The sequence below is a fragment of the Pantoea sp. SGAir0175 genome (assembly GCF_043547855.1).
This window is the reverse complement of record NZ_CP028081.1, coordinates 1,863,837-1,883,025: the sequence shown is the minus strand read 5'-3', so window position 1 is coordinate 1,883,025 and position 19,189 is coordinate 1,863,837. Positions and strand designations below refer to the sequence as shown.

The 19,189-nt window shown below is 58.4% G+C and carries 20 protein-coding genes; 7 read left to right on the top strand and 13 right to left on the bottom strand.

The features are described 5' to 3' along the window. The first annotated feature begins 24 nt into the window (after positions 1–24). Positions 25–1,260 (top strand): MFS transporter, encoded by a 1,236-nt coding sequence (locus tag C1N56_RS08630; RefSeq protein WP_058757513.1) that lies wholly within the window; start codon positions 25–27, stop codon positions 1,258–1,260. A gap of 44 nt (positions 1,261–1,304) precedes the next feature. Here C1N56_RS08630 and lpxM read toward each other — a convergent pair whose 3' ends face one another. The 3 genes from lpxM to znuA form a co-directional block, all read right to left on the bottom strand. After that, positions 1,305–2,279 (bottom strand): lauroyl-Kdo(2)-lipid IV(A) myristoyltransferase, encoded by a 975-nt coding sequence (gene lpxM / locus C1N56_RS08625; RefSeq protein ID WP_058771224.1) that lies wholly within the window; start codon positions 2,277–2,279, stop codon positions 1,305–1,307. 127 nt (positions 2,280–2,406) lie between these two features. Beyond that, the gene (gene mepM / locus C1N56_RS08620; RefSeq protein WP_031280193.1) at positions 2,407–3,735 is read right to left on the bottom strand and encodes a murein DD-endopeptidase MepM; all 1,329 of its coding nucleotides are present in this window, start codon (positions 3,733–3,735) and stop codon (positions 2,407–2,409) included. A 14-nt stretch (positions 3,736–3,749) separates the two neighbouring features. Then, positions 3,750–4,721, bottom strand: a complete 972-nt coding sequence (gene znuA, locus C1N56_RS08615; RefSeq protein ID WP_058757511.1) for a zinc ABC transporter substrate-binding protein ZnuA — start codon at positions 4,719–4,721, stop codon at positions 3,750–3,752. A 77-nt stretch (positions 4,722–4,798) separates the two neighbouring features. On the opposite strand from znuA, the gene znuC reads away from it, so the two are divergent. Continuing rightward, entirely contained in the window at positions 4,799–5,554 is a 756-nt protein-coding gene (gene znuC, locus C1N56_RS08610) for a zinc ABC transporter ATP-binding protein ZnuC (RefSeq protein WP_058774752.1), read from the top strand. Beyond that, positions 5,551–6,336 carry a zinc ABC transporter permease subunit ZnuB gene (znuB, locus tag C1N56_RS08605; protein WP_021509971.1) on the top strand — a complete coding sequence of 262 codons (786 nt, stop codon included), beginning with the start codon at positions 5,551–5,553 and terminating at the stop codon, positions 6,334–6,336. Before znuC ends, znuB begins: the two co-directional genes overlap by 4 nt. 6 nt (positions 6,337–6,342) lie before the next feature. Here the strand turns inward: znuB and ruvB are convergent, their stop codons facing one another. The 6 genes from ruvB to aspS form a co-directional block, all read right to left on the bottom strand. Then, a complete protein-coding gene (ruvB, locus tag C1N56_RS08600) occupies positions 6,343–7,347 on the bottom strand; it encodes a Holliday junction branch migration DNA helicase RuvB (protein ID WP_021509970.1) in 1,005 nt (334 codons plus the stop codon). A gap of 8 nt (positions 7,348–7,355) precedes the next feature. After that, a complete protein-coding gene (gene ruvA, locus C1N56_RS08595; protein ID WP_394517392.1) occupies positions 7,356–7,970 on the bottom strand; it encodes a Holliday junction branch migration protein RuvA in 615 nt (204 codons plus the stop codon). Between the two features lie 154 nt (positions 7,971–8,124). Next, positions 8,125–8,652 carry a crossover junction endodeoxyribonuclease RuvC gene (ruvC, locus tag C1N56_RS08590; RefSeq protein ID WP_021509968.1) on the bottom strand — a complete coding sequence of 176 codons (528 nt, stop codon included), beginning with the start codon at positions 8,650–8,652 and terminating at the stop codon, positions 8,125–8,127. 37 nt (positions 8,653–8,689) lie between these two features. Next, positions 8,690–9,433, bottom strand: a complete 744-nt coding sequence (locus C1N56_RS08585) for a YebC/PmpR family DNA-binding transcriptional regulator (RefSeq protein ID WP_021509967.1) — start codon at positions 9,431–9,433, stop codon at positions 8,690–8,692. 241 nt (positions 9,434–9,674) lie between these two features. After that, entirely contained in the window at positions 9,675–10,106 is a 432-nt protein-coding gene (gene nudB, locus C1N56_RS08580; RefSeq protein WP_058771222.1) for a dihydroneopterin triphosphate diphosphatase, read from the bottom strand. Continuing rightward, positions 10,106–11,887 (bottom strand): aspartate--tRNA ligase, encoded by a 1,782-nt coding sequence (gene aspS, locus C1N56_RS08575; protein WP_394517391.1) that lies wholly within the window; start codon positions 11,885–11,887, stop codon positions 10,106–10,108. The genes nudB and aspS overlap by 1 nt, the downstream gene beginning before the upstream one ends. Before the next feature lie 230 nt (positions 11,888–12,117). Here aspS and C1N56_RS08570 point away from each other — a divergent pair, with 230 nt between their 5' ends. The 3 genes from C1N56_RS08570 to cmoB all read left to right on the top strand — a co-directional run bounded on the left by C1N56_RS08570 (position 12,118) and on the right by cmoB (position 14,711). After that, positions 12,118–12,939 (top strand): DUF72 domain-containing protein, encoded by an 822-nt coding sequence (locus C1N56_RS08570; protein WP_058757508.1) that lies wholly within the window; start codon positions 12,118–12,120, stop codon positions 12,937–12,939. Between the two features lie 78 nt (positions 12,940–13,017). Next, positions 13,018–13,746, top strand: a complete 729-nt coding sequence (gene cmoA / locus C1N56_RS08565; protein ID WP_058757507.1) for a carboxy-S-adenosyl-L-methionine synthase CmoA — start codon at positions 13,018–13,020, stop codon at positions 13,744–13,746. Continuing rightward, complete coding sequence (gene cmoB / locus C1N56_RS08560) at positions 13,743–14,711, top strand: tRNA 5-methoxyuridine(34)/uridine 5-oxyacetic acid(34) synthase CmoB (protein ID WP_088517809.1); 969 nt, start codon at positions 13,743–13,745, stop codon at positions 14,709–14,711. The genes cmoA and cmoB overlap by 4 nt, the downstream gene beginning before the upstream one ends. Positions 14,712–14,714: 3 nt before the next feature. Here the strand turns inward: cmoB and C1N56_RS08555 are convergent, their stop codons facing one another. The 3 genes from C1N56_RS08555 to cutC form a co-directional block, all read right to left on the bottom strand. Beyond that, positions 14,715–15,335, bottom strand: coding sequence for a LysE family translocator (locus C1N56_RS08555; protein ID WP_059009766.1), 621 nt, complete (start codon positions 15,333–15,335; stop codon positions 14,715–14,717). A gap of 45 nt (positions 15,336–15,380) precedes the next feature. After that, complete coding sequence (locus C1N56_RS08550; RefSeq protein WP_058757505.1) at positions 15,381–16,229, bottom strand: hypothetical protein; 849 nt, start codon at positions 16,227–16,229, stop codon at positions 15,381–15,383. A 168-nt stretch (positions 16,230–16,397) separates the two neighbouring features. Continuing rightward, a complete protein-coding gene (gene cutC, locus C1N56_RS08545; protein WP_058774576.1) occupies positions 16,398–17,150 on the bottom strand; it encodes a copper homeostasis protein CutC in 753 nt (250 codons plus the stop codon). A gap of 85 nt (positions 17,151–17,235) precedes the next feature. Between cutC and C1N56_RS08540 the strand changes: the two genes are divergently transcribed. Next, entirely contained in the window at positions 17,236–18,375 is a 1,140-nt protein-coding gene (locus tag C1N56_RS08540; protein ID WP_394517390.1) for a MalY/PatB family protein, read from the top strand. Here the strand turns inward: C1N56_RS08540 and C1N56_RS08535 are convergent. Continuing rightward, positions 18,372–18,932: a VOC family protein gene (locus tag C1N56_RS08535; protein WP_136548306.1), complete on the bottom strand. Its 561-nt coding sequence runs from the start codon at positions 18,930–18,932 to the stop codon at positions 18,372–18,374. The genes C1N56_RS08540 and C1N56_RS08535 overlap by 4 nt on opposite strands. Between the last annotated feature and the right edge of the window lie 257 nt (positions 18,933–19,189).

The following is a 19,189-nucleotide window of genomic DNA, read 5'->3' as shown; positions in this document are numbered from 1 at the left end:
ATTTTTCACTGACAAGGAGGCCAGATGGCCCGCTATCAACCCATCAGTCAACTCACCGGGCGCGTGCTGCTGTTTCCGCTCGCGCTGGTGCTGTTTGAGTTTGCGACCTACATCGCCCATGACATGATTCAGCCCGGCATGCTGCTGGTCACCGCCGAGTTTAACGTCGGCCCGGAATGGGTATCCACCTCACTCACTGCCTATCTGATGGGCGGCGTGGTGCTGCAGTGGCTGCTCGGTCCGCTGTCGGATAAATATGGCCGGCGTCCGGTGTTGCTGTTCGGCATTCTGTTCTTTGCAGCCGCCTGTGTTCTCACCACCTGGGTGAGCAACATCGAGCAGTTCGTTACGCTGCGTTTTATCCAGGGCATCAGCCTGTGCTTCATTGGCGCAGTAAGCTATGCCGCAGTGCAGGAGGCGTTTGACGAGGCGTTAGCTGTGCGCATGATGGCGCTGATGGCTAACGTGGCGCTGCTGGCACCGCTGGCGGGTCCGCTGGCCGGTGCCGCCTGGCTCACGGTGGGCGAATGGCGCAGTATGTTCTGGCTGTTTGCGGTTTGCAGCCTGCTGGCGTTTGTGGTGCTGTGGCGCATCATGCCGGAAACCGCCGGCGATCGCAGCCACTCCATTGCGTTACCGAACCTGGCGCGCGGCTACGGACGGCTGGCGCGCGATAAGCAGGTGATGTACGGCTCCTTCGCTATCGGCCTGGTGTTCATCCCGATTCTTACCTGGGTGGCGCTGTCGCCGGTGATTCTGATGCATGAAGAGGGCTTATCCCGCCTGCAGTATGCATTGCTGCAATTACCGGTGTTTCTGGCGATGATCGCCGGTAACCTGACGCTGGGCAAACTGGCGGGACGCGTGGCCATCGAGCAACCGGTTAAATTTGCCGCCTGGCCGATTCTGCTCGGCCTGAGCATCGCACTGGTGGCGAACCTGCTCAACAGCCACAGTTACCTGCTGCTCACCGCCGGCCTTAGCCTGTATGCGTTTGGTGCCGGGATGGTCAACGCCGGGCTGTACCGGCTGACGCTCTATTCCAGCAGCGAAGGTAAAGGCAGCATCGCCGCGATGCTGGGGATGATCAGCATTCTGACGCTGGCGGCAGGGATTGAAGTGGCAAAAAGCGGTTATTTCAGCGGCGGTACGCCGTGGTTCAGCGCGATCAACTTCGTCGCCGGCGTGTTGTGGTTTGGCCTGGTGACGCTGTTCCTGCGCGAGCGCAAGCGGCGCAGTCGCCTGACGAGCGTAGAATAAGTGATGATGAACCGTGCCGGGCGGCACGGTTCAGCACGCGTTAGCTATTTACGCGGGTATAAATCCTTTCGCGCGTAAGGCTCAATATCCCCTTCTTTACGCGTCTTCAGCAGTTTGAGAATCCATGTGTACTGCTCCGGATGCGGACGCACGAAGATTTCCACCTCTTCGTTCATGCGCCGCGCCAGCGTGGTGTCATCGGCATCCAGCAGATCGTCCATCGGCGGGCGCACATAAATCTCCAGCTTGTGCGTCGCGCTGTTATACACCGGGAACAGCGGCACTACGCGCGCGCGGCACACTTTCATCAGACGCCCGACCGCCGGCAATGTCGCTTTATAGGTAGCAAAGAAATCGACAAACTCGCTGTGCTCTGCACCGTGGTCCTGGTCCGGCAGATAGTAGCCGTAATAGCCCTGACGCACCGAGGCGATAAACGGTTTGATGCCGTCGTTGCGCGCGTGCATGCGGCCGCCAAAACGGCGACGGACGGTGTTCCAGATATAATCCATCAGCGGATCGCTTTGATTGTGGAACATCGCCGCCATCATCTGACCTTCCGAGGCCAGCAGCATCGCCGGAATATCCACGCCCCAGCCGTGTGGCACGAGGAAAATCACGTTCTCATGATTCTCCTGCAGCGCCGTGATGATCTCGCGGCCGTGCCACTCAACGCGCTGGCGCACGCGTTCAGGATTACGCATCCCCAGCTCGGCCATCATCACCATCGCCTGCGGCGCGGTGGCAAACATACGATCAGCAATCTCTTCGCGCTGTGCTTCGCTGAGCTCCGGCAGGCAATAGTAGAGATTGATCAGCGCACGGCGGCGCGCACTTTTCGCCAGCTTGCCGGCAAACTTACCCAGCCCGCCCAGCACCGGATCACGCACCTTGGCCGGCAGCATCGCCATACCGGCCAGCGCACCAATCGCCAGCCAGCTGCCCCAGTATTTCGGCTTTAAAAAAGAACGTTGAAAAACGGGAATAAACTCACTGTTATTTTTTTTTCGGGTTTCCATGCACTCGCCTCTGACAATGACGGCTCAATAATAGTGACGGCAGGTAATTTTGCAATCTTCACAGGCCAGATAGCAAAAAACCGACGAAGAATCCGTCGGTTTTTGCGCGTTTGCCCGGAAATTAACGTTATTTCAGCGTCAGCTGTGGCAGATAACTCTTCACCTGCGCCAGATAGGTGCTGCGATCTTTACCGGTCAGCCCTTCCATGCGCGGCAATTTCGCCGTCAGCGGGTTGACCGCCTGGTTGTTGATCCACACTTCATAATGCAGATGCGGTCCGGTGGAGCGACCGGTGTTACCGGAAAGCGCGATGCGATCGCCGCGTTTCACTTTCTGTCCCGGTTTCACCAGCGCTTTGCTCAGATGCATGTAGCGGGTCATGTACTGACGACCGTGACGGATCGCGACGTAGTTACCGGCGGCTCCGCCGTTCTTCGCGATCACCACTTCGCCATCGCCGACGGCCAGCACCGGCGTACCAATCGGCAGCGCAAAATCGACGCCTTTATGCGGCGCGATGCGGCCGGTTACCGGATTGAGACGGCGCGGATTGAAGTTTGACGAGACGCGGTACTGTTTCACCGTCGGGAAGCGCATGAAGCCACGCGCAAGACCGGAGCCGTTGCGGTCGTAGAACTTGCCGTCTTCCGCGCGGAACGCGTAGTAATCTTTACCGCCGGTGCGCAGGCGCACGCCGAGCAGCTGACTCTGCGCACTCTTACCGTCCAGCATCTCGCGCGACATCAGTACGCTAAAGTCGTCACCGGCGCGCAGTTTGCGGAAATCCATCTGCCACTGCATGGCTTTAATCACGCTGCTGGTTTCGGCGCTGGTCAGGCCGGCGCGCTGGGCGCTGGCGGCGAAACTGCCGCGCACTTCGCCTTTCAGCACGCTGTTCTGCCATTCACCCTTCTGCATCTCCTGCTGCATCTTAAAGCTGCCGTTCGGCTGACGCGCATAGGTGCGGGTTTCACGCCGATCGATCTCCCAGGTGAAATCCTGCAGCGCGCCATCGGCATCCAGCGTCCAGCTCAGCTGCTGCCCCACGCGCAGATTACGCAAACTCTTGTCGCTGCTGACCAGCGCATTAATGTCACCGAGATCGATACCGTACTGATTAAGCGCGCTGCTCAGCGTATCGCCTGAGGAAACGGTGTAATCATGCTGATCGGGATTGACAGGCACGTCTTTATCAATGTCATCCGACGGGATCTCGTCTTCCGGTTCCGCCGTGGTTTGATCGATCGGTTCACTGGCTTCCGGCAGCAGCGTGCGCAGCTCGTTTTTGTCCAGCGTGATGTCTTTCACGATGGGCGCAACATCGCGGGGATGATAGACGTAAGGCCGCCAGACAGCGACGGCCAGTGTAACAACGGTGAGTGACCCCAGCATAACGCGGTGGGGGCGCGGCAAATTATTAAATGCGAGGGCGACAGAGCGGGCTATCTGCTGCACTTTTACCTATTCCTCTATGCTCCATTCAGGCAGCTCGCATACTGGCTTGACAGCTGTGAGAGGAATTTCACGTAGCTGTCTTTGGTTAAGCTGATTCCCATGCCTAACGGGTCGAGGGTGCCTTTACGCACGCTGGTTCCGCGAGACACGGCATCGATGACCGCCGGCCTGAATTGTGGTTCAGCAAAAACGCAGACTGCTTTCTGCTCAACCAACTGTGTTCGTATTTGATGTAAACGCTGGGCGCCCGGCTGGATCTCAGGATTGACGGTAAAATGACCTAATGGTGATAAACCGTAATGTTTCTCAAAGTAGCTGTAAGCGTCGTGAAAAACGAAATAACCCTTGTTCCGTACCGGCGCGAGTTGTGCGCCAATCCGTTTGTCTGTGTCCGCCAATTGTGCCTCAAACTGCTGCAGGTTGGCGTCAAGTTTGGCTTTGCTTTGCGGCATAAGTTCCAATAATTTTCCGTGGATTGCAACAGCAGATTGTTTCGCAATCTCCGGCGACATCCACAGGTGCATATTAAACTCGCCGTGGTGATGATGAGTATGAGACGGGTCCTGGTTCTCAGAATTGTCTGAGTCATGGTCGTGATCGTGACCGTGCTCATGTTCGTCCTCATCTTCACCACCGCTAATCAATAGCGGTTTTACGCCAGGCAAGGCGGCAATTTCAAGGTTTTTACTGGCTGGTAACTCTCCGGCGGACTTCGTCAGAAAGGCTTCCATCTCCGGACCGGTCCATACTACTAAGTCAGCGTTTTTAATACGTTTTACATCGGATGGCCGTAAGGCATAATCGTGCTCTGAGGCACCGTCCGGCAGCAATACTTCAACCGGCGTAATGCCATCGGCAATGGCGGCTGCGATAAATCCGAGAGGCTTGATTGAAGCCACCACCGCAGACTGCGCGGAAAACGTGGTGGCGAGGCTTAACGTCGCCGCAGAAAGGGTAAAAGCCAGGCGCTTTTTATTGTGTAACATAATGCGTCATTCCATCGTGACCAGGTGATGGAATGTGATATTATAACATTCGAAATTCAATGCAACCCGTAAATATCATGTCGTCACTTGTTACACTCGAAAACATTTCGGTGAAGTTTGGCCAGCGTGCGGTGCTGGCAGGCATCAGCCTGTCGCTGCAGCCGGGCAAAATTCTCACCCTGCTGGGTCCCAACGGAGCCGGCAAGTCCACGCTGGTGCGCACGGTACTCGGCCTGCTCACGCCAGACAGCGGCAGCGTCCGCCGCGCGCCGGGGCTGCGTATTGGCTATGTGCCGCAAAAGCTGCACATCGATCCGACGCTGCCGATCAGCGTTGAGCGCTTTATGCGTCTGACGCGCGGCAGTCGCCGTGATGATATTTTGCCGGCGCTGAAGCGGGTGCAGGCCGGCCATCTGCTGCAGTCACCGCTGCAAAAACTGTCTGGTGGTGAAACGCAGCGCGTGCTGCTGGCGCGCGCCCTGCTCAACCAGCCGCAGCTGCTGGTGCTGGACGAACCGACGCAGGGCGTGGATGTTAACGGCCAGGTGGCGCTCTACGATTTGATCGATCAACTGCGACGCGAGCTCAACTGCGGCGTGCTGATGGTGTCGCACGACCTGCATCTGGTGATGGCAAAGACCGACGAAGTGCTGTGCCTCAACCATCACATCTGCTGTTCCGGCACGCCGGAAGCCGTCTCGCAGCATCCGGAATTTATCGCCATGTTTGGCCCGCGCGGCGCACAGCAGCTGGCGATCTACCGCCATCACCATAATCACCGTCACGATTTACAGGGACGCATTGTTCTGCGCAAAGGAAACGGCCCGTCATGATTGAACTGTTATTACCCGGCTGGCTGGGCGGCGTATTGCTGGCCCTGGCGGCCGGTCCGCTCGGCTCTTTTGTCGTCTGGCGCCGCATGTCCTATTTCGGTGATACCCTCGCCCACGCCTCTCTGCTCGGCGTGGCGTTTGGTCTGCTGCTCAACGTGAACCCCTATTATGCGGTGATTCTGGTGACAGTGTGCCTGGCGCTCGGGCTGGTGTGGCTGGAGCGACGCCCGCATCTGGCGATCGATACGCTGTTAGGGATTATGGCGCACAGCGCGCTGTCGCTGGGTCTGGTGGTGGTCAGTCTGATGCAGGGCGTGCGCGTTGATTTGATGGCCTATCTGTTTGGCGATTTGCTGGCGATCACCCCGGATGATTTGTCGCTGATGGCGGGCGGCGTGGCAATCGTGCTGGTGGTGATGGCGTGGCAATGGCGTTCGCTGCTGTCGATGACCATCAGTCCGGAGCTGGCGCAGGTGGACGGCGTAAACATTCAGCGTACCCGCCTGATGCTGATGCTGGTAACCGCGCTGACCATTGGTGTGGCGATGAAATTTGTTGGCGCGCTGATCATTACTTCACTGCTGATCATTCCGGCCGCCACGGCGCGACGCTTCTCGCGTTCGCCAGAACAGATGGCCGGCTTTGCGGTGCTCATCGGCATCATTGCCGTCACCGGTGGCCTGACTTTCTCTGCCAGCTACGACACCCCGGCCGGTCCGTCGGTGGTGCTGTGTGCTGCGGTACTGTTCATTATCAGCATGGCAAAAAAACCGGCGGCGTGACGCCGGTTACTCTTCGCGGCTGATGCCGAAATGCTTATAGGCGTGCTGCGTGGCCATCCGGCCGCGCGGCGTGCGCTGAATAAAGCCCTGCTGGATCAGGAAGGGTTCGATAACGTCCTCAATGGTTTCACGCTCCTCACCAATCGCCGCCGCCAGATTATCCAGCCCCACCGGACCGCCCATGAACTTGTCGATAATCGCCAGCAGTAGCTTGCGGTCCATATAGTCGAAGCCCTGATTGTCCACATTGAGCATATCCAGTGCGCTGGCGGCGACTTCGCCACTCATGTTGCCACTGGCGCGCACTTCGGCGAAGTCACGTACACGGCGCAGCAGGCGGTTGGCGATACGCGGCGTACCGCGCGCACGGCGCGCCACTTCCAGCGCGCCCTCTTCGCTCAGCGTTAGCCCCAGGCAGGCGGCACTGCGTCCGACGATGTGCTGCAGATCCGGCACATTGTAGAACTCCAGGCGCTGCACAATCCCAAAGCGATCGCGCAGCGGTGAGGTGAGCGAGCCTGCGCGGGTGGTGGCACCAATCAGGGTAAACGGCGGCAAATCCAGTTTGATCGAGCGCGCTGCAGGTCCGTCACCGATCATGATATCCAGCTGATAATCTTCCATCGCCGGATACAGCACCTCTTCCACTACCGGCGACAGGCGATGAATTTCATCGATAAACAAGACGTCGTGCGGTTCAAGGTTGGTGAGCATCGCCGCCAGGTCACCGGCCTTTTCCAGCACAGGACCGGATGTGGTGCGCAGATTGACGCCCATCTCATTAGCTACGATATTGGCCAGCGTGGTTTTGCCCAGCCCGGGCGGACCAAAGATCAGCAGGTGGTCCAGCGCATCGCCGCGCAGTTTGGCGGCCTGGATGAAAATCTCCATCTGCTCTCGCACCTGCGGCTGCCCGACATACTCCGTCAGCAGTTTGGGGCGAATCGCGCGGTCGAGGCTCTCTTCCTCAGTGAATGAACTGCCCGAGACCAGGCGGTCGGCTTCAATCATGCATTACCTCAAATAGCAGCGCGCAGGGCTTCGCGAATCAGGGTTTCACAATCCGCATCTGGTTTGCCAACCTTGCTGACCATACGGCTGGCTTCCTGCGGTTTATAACCCAGCGCTACAAGCGCCGCAACTGCTTCAGCCTCGGCGTCGTTGTTATCCTGCTGTGCCGACGGCGTGGTCAGGGTAAACGCCGAGTCGCCGCCAAACAGGTCGCCGTGCATGCCTTTGAAGCGATCTTTCATCTCAACCACCAGACGCTCAGCGGTTTTCTTGCCCACGCCCGGCAGCTTCACCAGCGAGGCGATCTCTTCGCGCTCCACCGCCGTGACAAACTGCTGCGCTGACATGCCGGAAAGAATCGCCAGCGCCAGTTTGGGCCCGACGCCGTTGACTTTGATCAGCTCACGGAACAGCGCCCGCTCCTGCTTACTTTTAAACCCGAACAGCAGCTGCGCATCTTCCCGCACCACAAACTGGGTGAAGATAATTGCTTCCTGGTTGATGTCCGGCAGCTCGTAAAAGCAGGTCATTGGCAGGTGCACTTCGTAACCCACACCGTGCGCCTCAATCAGCACCAGCGGCGGCTGTTTTTCCAGAATAATGCCTCGTAAACGACCAATCACCTGAGCAATTCCTTAGTGTATGTGTAAGCGTCTGAATCATCGGCCTCCTGCCACACCGCGCTCAACCGCGCGCCTGCTGGAGGTAAAATGTCGGCTATGTATATCATAAAAAAGGCTGGATGCATATCCAGCCTATTGAATGGCCACGCTTTTGCTAACCGGATCGCAAACGTCCGCGCGTCAGTACCAGTTTGCTGTCGCTCATGCGCGCCGCATTCTGGCTGACGTGGCAATGGGTGATGGCGATGGCAAGCGCATCGGCGGCATCCGCCTGCGGATTGGCCGGCAGTTTGAGCAGCGTGCGCACCATGTGCTGCACCTGGCTTTTTTCCGCGCTACCGATGCCGGTTACCGTCTGCTTCACCTGACGGGCCGCATACTCAAACACCGGCAGATCAAGGTTGACTGCTGCGACAATCGCCGCGCCACGCGCCTGCCCCAGCTTGAGCGCCGAATCCGCGTTCTTCGCCATAAACACCTGCTCAATGGCGAAGTAATCCGGCGCGAACTGGGTGATGATTTCGCTGACGCCAGCGTAAATCAGTTTGAGGCGGGAAGGCAGATCGGTGACGTTAGTGCGGATACAGCCGCTGCCCAGATAGCTGAGCTGGCGGCCGGTCTGGCGGATGACACCGTAGCCGGTGACGCGCGAGCCGGGGTCAATCCCGAGTATTATCGCCATAGCGCGTCTCCGTATTGCAGGGGGGTGCGTAACGCCATTACAGCGTTTCCGCTACCTCATCAGAAATTTCACCGTTATGGTAAACTTCCTGCACATCATCACAATCTTCCAGCATATCGATCAGACGCAGCAGTTTAGGTGCCGTCTCGGCATCCAGTTCCGCTTTGGTTGATGGAATCATCGACACTTCAGCACTGTCGGCTTTCAGACCGGTGGCTTCCAGTGCATCGCGCACGCTGCCCAGCTCTTCCCACGCGGTGAAGACGTCAATCGCGCCATCATCATAGCTCACGACGTCTTCTGCACCGGCTTCCAGCGCCGCTTCCATCACGGCATCTTCGTCCTGGCCTGGTGCGAAGGAGATCACGCCTTTCTTGCTGAACAGGTAAGAGACCGAACCGTCGGTGCCGAGGTTACCGCCGGTTTTGCTGAAGGCGTGACGCACTTCGCCCACGGTACGGTTACGGTTATCACTCAAACACTCCACCATGACCGCAGAGCCGCCCGGACCGTAACCTTCATAGATGATGGTTTCCATGTTGCTGTCATCTTCACCGCCGACGCCGCGCGCGATAGCACGGTTCATGGTGTCACGCGTCATGTTGTTGGACAGTGCTTTGTCCATCGCTGCGCGCAAACGCGGGTTGGAGCCGGCATCGCCACCGCCCAGCTTGGCCGCTGTCACCAGCTCGCGAATGATTTTGGTGAAGATTTTACCGCGCTTGGCGTCCTGAGCCGCTTTGCGGTGCTTCGTATTCGCCCATTTACTATGTCCAGCCATCTTACATATTCTCCGATCTTTAACAGGGTGCAGGCTATCTTGCTGGCAATCTTGTTCCCCGGCAGTGCGCGCAATCCTCACGTACTCATGTACGCTCCGGTTGCTGTGCGCTGGCGGTGAACAACCTTGCTGCGCCGATGACGCCTGACTGTTCTATTTTAGCGGTGCAAATCTTTCGACTTACACCGTATGTCTGTAATTTAACGATAAAACCACCGGAAAAACGCGCGGTGGCGGGCATTCAGATAAATTCGTCGATTGCCTGACGATTACTCCACGAGCGGGTTAGTGCGGCGGCGGCGGCCGGTGTCAGCCACTGTGCGGCGAGGTGCTCGCTCAGCAGTGGCTGGCGTTCGGCGGGCAGCGCCAGCCGGAACCAGTGTTCCCGGTTATGCGTGATGCCCGGCGCATAGCGATGGCGATAGTGCGGAAAGATCTCAAACTCAATCTGTTTGTGGCAATCTTCCAGCACCAGCCCCTCTGCGGCGATATCAATCGCCAGCTCTTCAGCCACTTCGCGCTGCGCCGTTTGCGCCGGCGTTTCGCCCGGCTCCAGGCTGCCGGTAACCGACTGCCAGAAGCTGGGGTCATCGCGCCGCTGCAGCATTAACACCCGGCCGGTATCTTGCGCAAAAATCACCACCAGCACCGATACCGGGTGTTTATAGCCCATTATTTCGTCTCTGGAGCGACTTTCTTCGGCGCGATCTGGATACCGAGGTCCGCCAGCGCCGCCGGATTGGCTTCGCTCGGTGCTTCGGTCATCAGACAGGCCGCCGCGGTGGTTTTCGGGAACGCAATCACATCGCGGATATTGTCGGTGCCGGTCAGCAGCATGGTCAGACGGTCAAGACCGAATGCCAGACCTGCGTGCGGCGGGGTACCGAACTTCAGCGCATCCAGCAGGAAGCCAAACTTCTCACGCTGCTCTTCTTCGCTGATGCCCAGAATGCTAAACACCGTCTGCTGCATATTGCCGCTGTGGATACGCACCGAACCGCCGCCCACTTCATAACCGTTGATCACCATATCGTAGGCGTTAGCCACCGCCTGCGTTGGATCGGCCGCCAGCTGTTCCGCCGTCAGCGCTTTTGGCGAGGTGAACGGATGGTGCATCGCCGCCAGGCCGCCCTCGTCGTCCTCTTCGAACATTGGGAAGTCGACCACCCACAGCGGGGCCCAGGCTTTATCATTGGTGATTTGCAGGTCACGGCCCACTTTCAGGCGCAGTGCACCCAGCGCATCCGCCACCACTTTGGCACGATCGGCGCCGAAGAAGATCAGGTCGCCGTCCTGCGCGTCGGTACGCTGCAGAATAGCTTCAACGATCTCTGGCGTCAGGAATTTGGCCACCGGGCTCTGCACACCGTCGAAACCGCTGGCGCGCGCATTGATCTTCATCCACGCCAGACCTTTGGCACCGTAAATGCCGACAAAGCTGCCGTATTCGTCGATTTGCTTACGCGTCAGCGCGGCACCGCCCGGCACGCGCAGCGCCGCGACGCGACCTTTCGGGTCGTTTGCCGGGCCGGCGAACACCTGGAATTCAACGCTTTTCAGCAGGTCAGCAACGTCCACCAGCTCCATCGGGTTACGCAGGTCTGGCTTATCGGAGCCGTAACGGTTCATCGCTTCGGCGAAGGTCATCTGCGGGAAGTCACCGAGGTCGACGCCTTTGATGTCCAGCCACAGTTCACGGATCATCTGCTCCATCACGCTGCGCACCTGCTCAGCGCTCATGAACGAGGTTTCCACGTCGATCTGGGTGAACTCAGGCTGACGGTCTGCACGCAGGTCTTCGTCACGGAAGCATTTGACGATCTGATAGTAGCGGTCAAAACCAGACATCATCAGCAGCTGTTTGAACAGCTGCGGTGACTGCGGCAGCGCGTAGAATTTACCTTTGTGCACCCGGCTCGGCACCAGGTAGTCACGCGCGCCTTCCGGCGTGGCTTTGGTCAGCATCGGGGTTTCGATGTCGAGGAAGCCTTCACCGTCCATAAAGCGGCGCACGAAGCTGGTAATTCTGGCACGGGTTTTCAGACGCTGCGCCATTTCCGGACGACGCAGGTCGAGGTAGCGATAGGTCAGACGCGCTTCTTCGCTGTTGGTCTGGTTAGAGTCCAGCGGCAGCGGTTCTGCGCGGTTGATGATGTTCAGCTCATGGGCGAACACTTCGATGTCACCGGTGGCCATGTCGCTGTTGCGGTTTTTCTCTTCACGCGCACGCACAGTACCGGTGATCTGGATACAGAATTCATTACGCAGTTCAGACGCCAGCTGGAAAGCCTGCTGATGATCGGCATCGAAAAACACCTGCGCGATGCCTTCGCGGTCACGCATATCGATAAAAATCAGGCTGCCGAGATCGCGACGGCGATTGACCCAGCCGCAGAGAGTAACTTGCTGACCCACATGAGACAGATTGAGCTGTCCGCAATATTCTGTACGCATAACGTATCCTTTTAACTTCGCCGCTGCTGCCAGACAGCATCAGGCCGCGTAACCTTCTGAGATGCTGCCGCAAAAAAGGCGGCTATTATAATGGAAAATGGCAGGCAGGATAAGCAGATCCCGCGCAAAGCGGACAAATCGTCAGCGTTTGCCGCGCGATCGGTTCCTGACCGTGGCAAAACCAGGTAACGTACGGCGCATTTTCCGCGCCACAGCAGGCAGGAGCAGTTTTGACACTTCGTATTGGATTACCGCAATGGCAGCACGCCAACTGGAAAGTATTGGGTATCGAAACCCTGGCGGATTACGCCCGGCTGTTCGGCTGCGTCGAAGGCAACACCACGCTTTACGCGCTGCCCAAACCCGAAGTGGTGCAGCGCTGGTATGACATGACTGACGACGCCTTTCGCTTCTGCTTTAAATTTCCTGACACCATCAGTCACAAAGCGGCGCTGAAGAACTGCGATGAGCTGGTGAATGAATTTCTGCGCCTGCTGGATCCGCTCAGCCAGCGCATCGGCCAGTACTGGCTGCAGCTGCCCGCCGCCTTTTCACCGGCGCAGCTGACAGATTTATGGGCGTTTCTCGATCGCCTGCCGCGCAGCTTTCACTATGGCGTGGAAGTGCGCCATGCGGCCTTTTTTGCTAAAGGCGAGGCCGAGCGCGCGCTGAATCGCGGCCTGCATCAGCGCGGGGTTAATCGGGTGATTCTCGACAGCCGTCCGGTGCACGCCTCTGCCTCGCTTAGCCCGGCCGCCGTGCATGCGCGCGCGCAAAAGCCGCGCGTGCCGACGCACGCGGTGCGCACTGCCGGTCAGCCGATGGTGCGCTTTATCGGCAGCGACAGCGTGGAGGAGAGCCTGCCACTGTTTGATGTCTGGCAGCAAAAACTGGCGGACTGGCAGCACGACAGCGACCCGCTGCTGTTCATCCACACGCCGGATATGGGCGCGGTGTTTCCGCTGCTGCAGGCGCTGTGGCCGCAGCTGCAACAGCTGGAGCCGACGCTGCGCCCGCTCCCCGCCTGGCCACAGCAATCCAGCCTGTTCTAAACGCAGGGAAACGGGTGCAGCCTGCGGCAGTTTCTGCCAGAATAGCGCCCTTTCCGTTTTCTCTCCGGATAATTCATTATGTCTGACCGCGATACGCTATTCTCCGCGCCCATCGATAAACTGGGCGACTGGACCTTTGACGAGCGCGTGGCTGAAGTCTTTCCCGATATGATTCAGCGCTCGGTGCCGGGTTACTCCAACATCATTTCGATGATTGGCATGCTGGCAGAACGCTTTGTGCAGCCCAACAGCCAGGTTTACGATCTCGGCTGCTCGCTGGGCGCGGCCACGCTGGCGGTGCGCCGCAATATTCAGGCACCGGGTTGCCAGATTATTGCCGTCGATAATTCGCCGGCGATGGTGGAACGCTGCCGCCGTCACATCGACGCCTTCCGCGCCGCTACGCCGGTGCAGGTGCTGGAAGCGGATATCCGCGATATCCACATCGAAAACGCCTCACTGGTAGTGCTCAACTTTACCCTGCAGTTCCTTGAGCCGGACGCGCGCCTGACGCTACTGCAGAAAATCGCCGCCGGCCTCAATCCGGGCGGTGCGCTGGTGCTGTCGGAAAAGTTCAGCTTTGAGGATGCCGACGTCGGCGAACTGCTGTTCAACATGCACCACGACTTTAAGCGCGCCAACGGCTACAGCGAGCTGGAGATCAGCCAGAAGCGCAGCATGCTGGAGAACGTGATGCTGACGGACAGCGTGGAAACGCATAAAGCCCGTCTGAAAAGCGCTGGCTTTGCCCACGCCGAGCTGTGGTTCCAGTGCTTTAACTTTGGCTCACTGGTGGCGTTGAAATGATTGATTTTGGCCGTTTTTATCAGCAAATCGCCACCGGTCCGCTCGCCAGCTGGCTGGAAGTGTTACCAGCGCAGGTCGCCGCCTGGCAGCGTGAAAACCTGCACGGACATTTTCGCAACTGGGAGAAGTCGGTCGACAATCTGCCGCTGCTGGTGCCGCAGCAGCTCGATCTGCTGCACAGCGTCAGCGCGCAGCATGACGCGTTAACCGCTCGCCAGCGTGCAGGCATCGAAAAGCTGCTGCGTAACCTGATGCCGTGGCGCAAAGGGCCGTTTTCGCTCTACGGCTGCGACATCGACACCGAATGGCGCTCCGACTGGAAGTGGGACCGCGTGCTGCCGCATATCTCTTCGCTGGCGGGTCGAACCGTGCTGGATGTGGGCTGCGGCAGCGGTTATCACATGTGGCGCATGATTGGTGCCGGCGCGCAGCTGGTGGTCGGTATCGATCCGATGCAGCTGTTCCTGTGCCAGTTCGAAGCGGTGCGTAAGCTGCTGGGTGACGATCGCCGTGCGCATCTGCTGCCACTGGGCATTGAGCAGCTGCCGGCGCTGCAGGCGTTCGATACCGTGTTCTCCATGGGCGTGCTCTATCACCGGCGTTCGCCGCTCGACCATCTGCTGCAGCTGAAAAATCAGCTGGTCAGCGACGGCGAACTGGTGCTGGAGACGCTGGTGATTGAAGGCGATGAAAACGCGGTGCTGGTACCGGGTGAACGCTATGCGCAGATGCGCAACGTTTACTTTATTCCGTCTGCGGCGGCGCTGAAAAACTGGCTGGAGAAGTGCGGTTTTGTCGATGTGCGCATCGCCGATTACGCCATCACCTCGGTGGAAGAGCAGCGTCGCACCGACTGGATGACCAGCGAATCGCTGGCGGAGTTCCTCGATCCGCACGACAGCAGCAAAACGATTGAAGGCTATCCCGCCCCGCTGCGTGCCGTGCTGGTGGCGCGCAAACCGTAACGCTTAACGCCGCGACAGCGCCAGCTTCGCGGCGAAACCAATAAACACGCAGCCGGTCAGGCGATCCATCACTTTTAACACTGCCGGACGGCGCAGATGACCAGCAAAGTACTGGCTGCCGCTAATCAATACCGCGTTCCACACTAAGCCAATCACCATGTGGGTGAGCGCCATCAGTGTGCACCACAGCGCCACCGATCCGCCGGCCGGGATAAACTGCGGCAGAAAAGTGACGTAAAAAACCCCGACTTTGGGATTGAGCAGGTTACCGGTCAGGCCACGCGCGAAGCAGGTCAGATAGCGCTCTTCCCGCTTTTGCCCCTCCTGCCCGCTGGCCACCGTGCTGCGCGGGTTAAGCAGCAGTCTGACGCCGAGATACAGCAGGTACACGGCACCGATGCCTTTCAGCAGGTTATAAGCCATTTCCGAAGCCAGCAGCAGCGCGCCTAAGCCCAGTCCGACCGCCACGCCCCACACCAGACAGCCGAGCGTAACGCCCAATGCCGTCGCTGAGGCACGCTGCCAGCCCTGCGCAGCCGCTGAACGCAGCACCAGCGCGGTATCGAAGCCGGGCGTCAACGTAAGCAGGGTAATGGCGAAAAGGAATGAAATAACCAGTGTCATGATGGGCTCCCGGGTTGTGCACAGAACAGCATACGCGACGGCGCATCAATTGTCCGTCGCCGGACGATCCCAGTACTGATATTTGTAGGCCGAACTCAGATGCCGCTCAATGGTGCCTTTGGCAAACACTTCGGTCTCATGCAAATAGCTCAGCGTGCAATTGCCCACCTCGTCCCACAACTGGCACTCATCCACCGATCGCAAAGTGCTGACCGGCGTGGTCGAGGTGCCGTGCAATCGCAGTTCGCGCCACTGATTATCGTAGCTGTAGGTCTCTTTGCTGCGCGCGCTGGTGGATGCCACCACCAGCCCCTGTGGATTCCAGCGCCAGGTATTCTCGCCGTTGGTCAGCGCATCACTGCCGCGCGCGATACTTTTTTCCAGCCGGAAGTGTTTATCGTAGCGGTAAGTGGTATCGGTAAAGCCCTCTTTCCCCATGCTGGTAAATTTGTCCGAGGCGCTGATGATGTTGCCGTGTTGCCCCATCTGCCAGCTGATGGTGCCCTGCCGGTTATCCACCACTTCCTCTTTGCCCGCGCGGGTCACTTTAACCAGATAAGCATAGTCAGCCACCCAACCGCGCTGCACGCGCGCGATATGCTGCTCCATGCTCAGCACCACGTTGCCTTCGCTTTTGTCATAGGTGATATCAGCCACCATCAGATCGCCGCACTGGTCAAACTGCCCGAGCACGCGCTTCTGCGAGTTGACGTCTTTACCAAACTCCCCGGCCACCACCTGGCGCACCGCGCCTTTGGCGTCGCCGCCCAGCATAATCCAGTTGTTGCTGCTGGTGATATTTTTGCTCAGCGGCGGGCAGGTGCTGCTGGCGGCCAGCGCCGCGCCGGCAACGGGGAACAGCAGAATCACAACAGCATAAGGGAGGGATTTCATCAGCGTTATCCGCGCGTTAAGCCATAGAGTAATCAAAGCATCTTTTTCACCAATGCGCTATTCATGGCGAAGCGGCAGACAAAAAGAACCCCAGCAAGGAACTGGGGTTTGGTACTTGCAAACATCACGTCAGGTTTTCGGCGTGCTGCGCGGCAAAATTGGTACGGGTCAGGCGACCCGATCAACGCTCATCTGCATCATGCTCTTCATGGCTTCGACGACATCGCCATCGACACAGGAGCGGCTGAATTCATCGGTTTCCGCTTCAGAACACATCGAGACACCGGCTTTACGGTAGCGCATCGGTGACGCGACGGCACGGCTGGCGGAGCTGTGGACTTCCTGCAATCCGCTGTCGAGGAACTTTTGCAGATTGCTGAGGCGCACGCCTGCCCCTGCCATAATGATTGGACCGGTGCTGTATTCATTTAGTTCCCGTAATAATGCAATTCCGGTTTCAGCGCTCTGCTGCTGACCGGAAGTCAGAACGCGGGCGATCCCTAAATCAGTCAGCACCTCCAGCGAACGCTTCGGGCTGTGGCACAAATCAAAGGCGCGATGGAAGGTCACAGCCATGCCGTCGCACAGCGCCATAATCTGCTGCATGCGTACCGTGTCGACGTGCGCATCTTCGTCCAGCATGCCAATCACCAGGCCAGGAAAACCCAGCTCGCGAATGCGCGCCACGTCCGATTTCATCACCTCAAATTCGCGTGCGGTGTAACAAAAATCGCCGCCGCGCGGCCGCACGATCGGGTGGACCGGAATGGTCAGTTCACGTTGTGCGGCTTCCAGCATACCCGCCGAAGGTGTCAGTCCGCCTTCACGCGGAGCACTGCACAGCTCCACGCGATCGGCACCGGACGCCTGCGCAGTCATTGCGCAGTCGATGCCATAGCAACAAATTTCCAGTTTCGTCATACCTTGCTCCTTTTCATGACTGCTGGCTCGGGAGGAGTGCATCAGTTAGTCTGCTCATTCAGACAGTTTACGTGGAAAGCGCACTATGGCATTCGATTTTGATCAAGGGATAGACCGTCGTCACAGCGATAGTTTGAAATGGCACAAATATGGTGATCGCGATGTGCTGCCTTTGTGGGTTGCCGACACCGATTTTCGCTCGCCGCCGTGCATCATTGAGGCCATTAAACAGCGTGCCGACCACGGTGTTTTCGGCTATGGCGCGACGCCGCACGGTTTGATTGATATCACTATTTCCCGCTTAGCCCAGCGCTATGGCTGGCAGATTGAGCCGGAATGGATTGTGTTGCTGCCGGGCGTGGTGAGCGGACTGAATTTATCGGTCCGGGCATTTACCGAGTCGTCGCAGAGCACCGTGGCACCGACGCCGATTTATCCGCCGTTTCGCGCGGCGGCGCGGCTGGCGCAGCGCGCTCAGGTCAATCTGCCATTGCAGTTACAGCAGGATCGCTGGGTTATGCAGCTGGATGACAGCCAGATGCAGGGCAACGAGCGCCTGCTCATGCTGTGCAATCCGCAGAATCCGGGCGGCACCGTTTACCGCCGTGATGAGCTGGAAGCGCAGCTGGCCTTTGCCCAACGCCACGATTTGCTGGTGTGCTCCGATGAAATCCATTGTGACCTGCTGTTAACGCCCGGCGTACAGCACATTCCGTTTGCCTCGCTGAGCGAAGACGCCGCCCAGCGCAGCATTACCCTGATTTCGCCGTCTAAAACCTTCAACATCGCAGGGCTGGGTGCGTCCATGGCCATTATCCCTCATCCCGAACTGCGGAAACGCTTTAAGCAGGTGCGTGAAGGCATCGTACCGGGCGTGGATATTCTGGCGCTGGTAGCGGCGGAAGCCGCATGGCGCGGCGGTGATGCGTGGCTGGCAGACCAGCTGGCTTACCTGCGCGCCAATCGTGACTGGCTGATGCAGCAGGTGAATGCGCTGCCGGAACTCAGCATGGTCGCGCCAGAGGCCAGCTACCTCGGCTGGATTGACGCCAGCCAGCTGGATGTCGCCAGCCCGGCGCTGTATTTCGAAAAACACGGTCTCGGTTTCTCGCCGGGCCGTGATTTCGGCGACGATCGCTTCGTGCGCTTCAACTTTGGCTGCACGCACGCCACCCTGCAGCAGGCGGTATCGCGCCTGCAGCAGGCGGTGGCAGCGCGGCGCTAAGCCTGTTCGCTGGCAACGATCTCCTCCAGCCGCCACGGATGAAACTTGATGGTAGTTTGCCCGTCCGTCACCGCTAAGGTCGGATTGGGCAGACGTTCGTTTTCGCCCTGCGGCGTGCTGGTTTTAAACGCGATGCCCGGCTGCGTCAGCGCCTCATCTGCCAGCAACGCCATCGCACGCATGCCCAGCGTTTCCGGCTCGCCGCGCAACACAATTTCCACATGCTCCCAGCCTTCATGGCGATACAGCTTCTCACCAGGCCACGGCAGCTCGATCACATCCACCTGCCAGCCCGCTATCCGCAGCGGCTCATGCAGCTTAAACAGGCAGATCGGCCGTCCGTTGATCATCGCTTCGGAAAACTGATCGCCGATTTGCAGTAACCCGGCTTTCCAGCGCTCTGCCGTGGCGAACTGGTGACAGCGCACCGCCACGTGGTCCGCCTCATGCTGCGTGAGGTCAAGGCCGAGGCGTGACGCAAAATGTTGCAAAGCCTGTTCAAATCGGGACAGGTCTTGTTTTAAGTCACTCAGTTCTGAAGGAAAATCCAGATTCATACGTTAAATACCTCAAACTCAGTTCAGATCTTTTAATCAATAAAAAAACAGGGCTGCCGCAGCTTTCGCTTGACAAAATGCTCGGATTCATCCGATTTCACGCCAAAAACCTTCAAAAACCGCATAAATCTCCCCTCTCTTTCGGATTAATCGCGTAATCAGGTCCACACGTTACTTTATAAAAGCGCCTTAACCAACTGTTATTATTAACAATAGTTAATACAATGAGATAACTCTTATTTACCCGTCAATCAATT

Excerpts from the sequence above, each read along its gene's own strand:
- nudB (WP_058771222.1), bottom strand. The coding sequence starts at position 10,106 with ATGGGCTATAAACACCCGGTATCGGTGCTGGTGGTGATTTTTGCGCAA.
- cmoA (WP_058757507.1), top strand. The coding sequence starts at position 13,018 with ATGTCTGACCGCGATACGCTATTCTCCGCGCCCATCGATAAACTGGGC.
- cmoB (WP_088517809.1), top strand. The coding sequence starts at position 13,743 with ATGATTGATTTTGGCCGTTTTTATCAGCAAATCGCCACCGGTCCGCTC.
- ruvB (WP_021509970.1), bottom strand. The coding sequence starts at position 7,347 with ATGATTGAAGCCGACCGCCTGGTCTCGGGCAGTTCATTCACTGAGGAA.
- C1N56_RS08630 (WP_058757513.1), top strand. The coding sequence starts at position 25 with ATGGCCCGCTATCAACCCATCAGTCAACTCACCGGGCGCGTGCTGCTG.
- aspS (WP_394517391.1), bottom strand. The coding sequence starts at position 11,887 with ATGCGTACAGAATATTGCGGACAGCTCAATCTGTCTCATGTGGGTCAG.
- C1N56_RS08535 (WP_136548306.1), bottom strand. The coding sequence starts at position 18,932 with ATGAATCTGGATTTTCCTTCAGAACTGAGTGACTTAAAACAAGACCTG.
- C1N56_RS08540 (WP_394517390.1), top strand. The coding sequence starts at position 17,236 with ATGGCATTCGATTTTGATCAAGGGATAGACCGTCGTCACAGCGATAGT.
- C1N56_RS08550 (WP_058757505.1), bottom strand. The coding sequence starts at position 16,229 with ATGAAATCCCTCCCTTATGCTGTTGTGATTCTGCTGTTCCCCGTTGCC.
- znuB (WP_021509971.1), top strand. The coding sequence starts at position 5,551 with ATGATTGAACTGTTATTACCCGGCTGGCTGGGCGGCGTATTGCTGGCC.
- ruvC (WP_021509968.1), bottom strand. The coding sequence starts at position 8,652 with ATGGCGATAATACTCGGGATTGACCCCGGCTCGCGCGTCACCGGCTAC.
- cutC (WP_058774576.1), bottom strand. The coding sequence starts at position 17,150 with ATGACGAAACTGGAAATTTGTTGCTATGGCATCGACTGCGCAATGACT.
- C1N56_RS08555 (WP_059009766.1), bottom strand. The coding sequence starts at position 15,335 with ATGACACTGGTTATTTCATTCCTTTTCGCCATTACCCTGCTTACGTTG.
- C1N56_RS08585 (WP_021509967.1), bottom strand. The coding sequence starts at position 9,433 with ATGGCTGGACATAGTAAATGGGCGAATACGAAGCACCGCAAAGCGGCT.
- znuC (WP_058774752.1), top strand. The coding sequence starts at position 4,799 with ATGTCGTCACTTGTTACACTCGAAAACATTTCGGTGAAGTTTGGCCAG.
- lpxM (WP_058771224.1), bottom strand. The coding sequence starts at position 2,279 with ATGGAAACCCGAAAAAAAAATAACAGTGAGTTTATTCCCGTTTTTCAA.
- znuA (WP_058757511.1), bottom strand. The coding sequence starts at position 4,721 with ATGTTACACAATAAAAAGCGCCTGGCTTTTACCCTTTCTGCGGCGACG.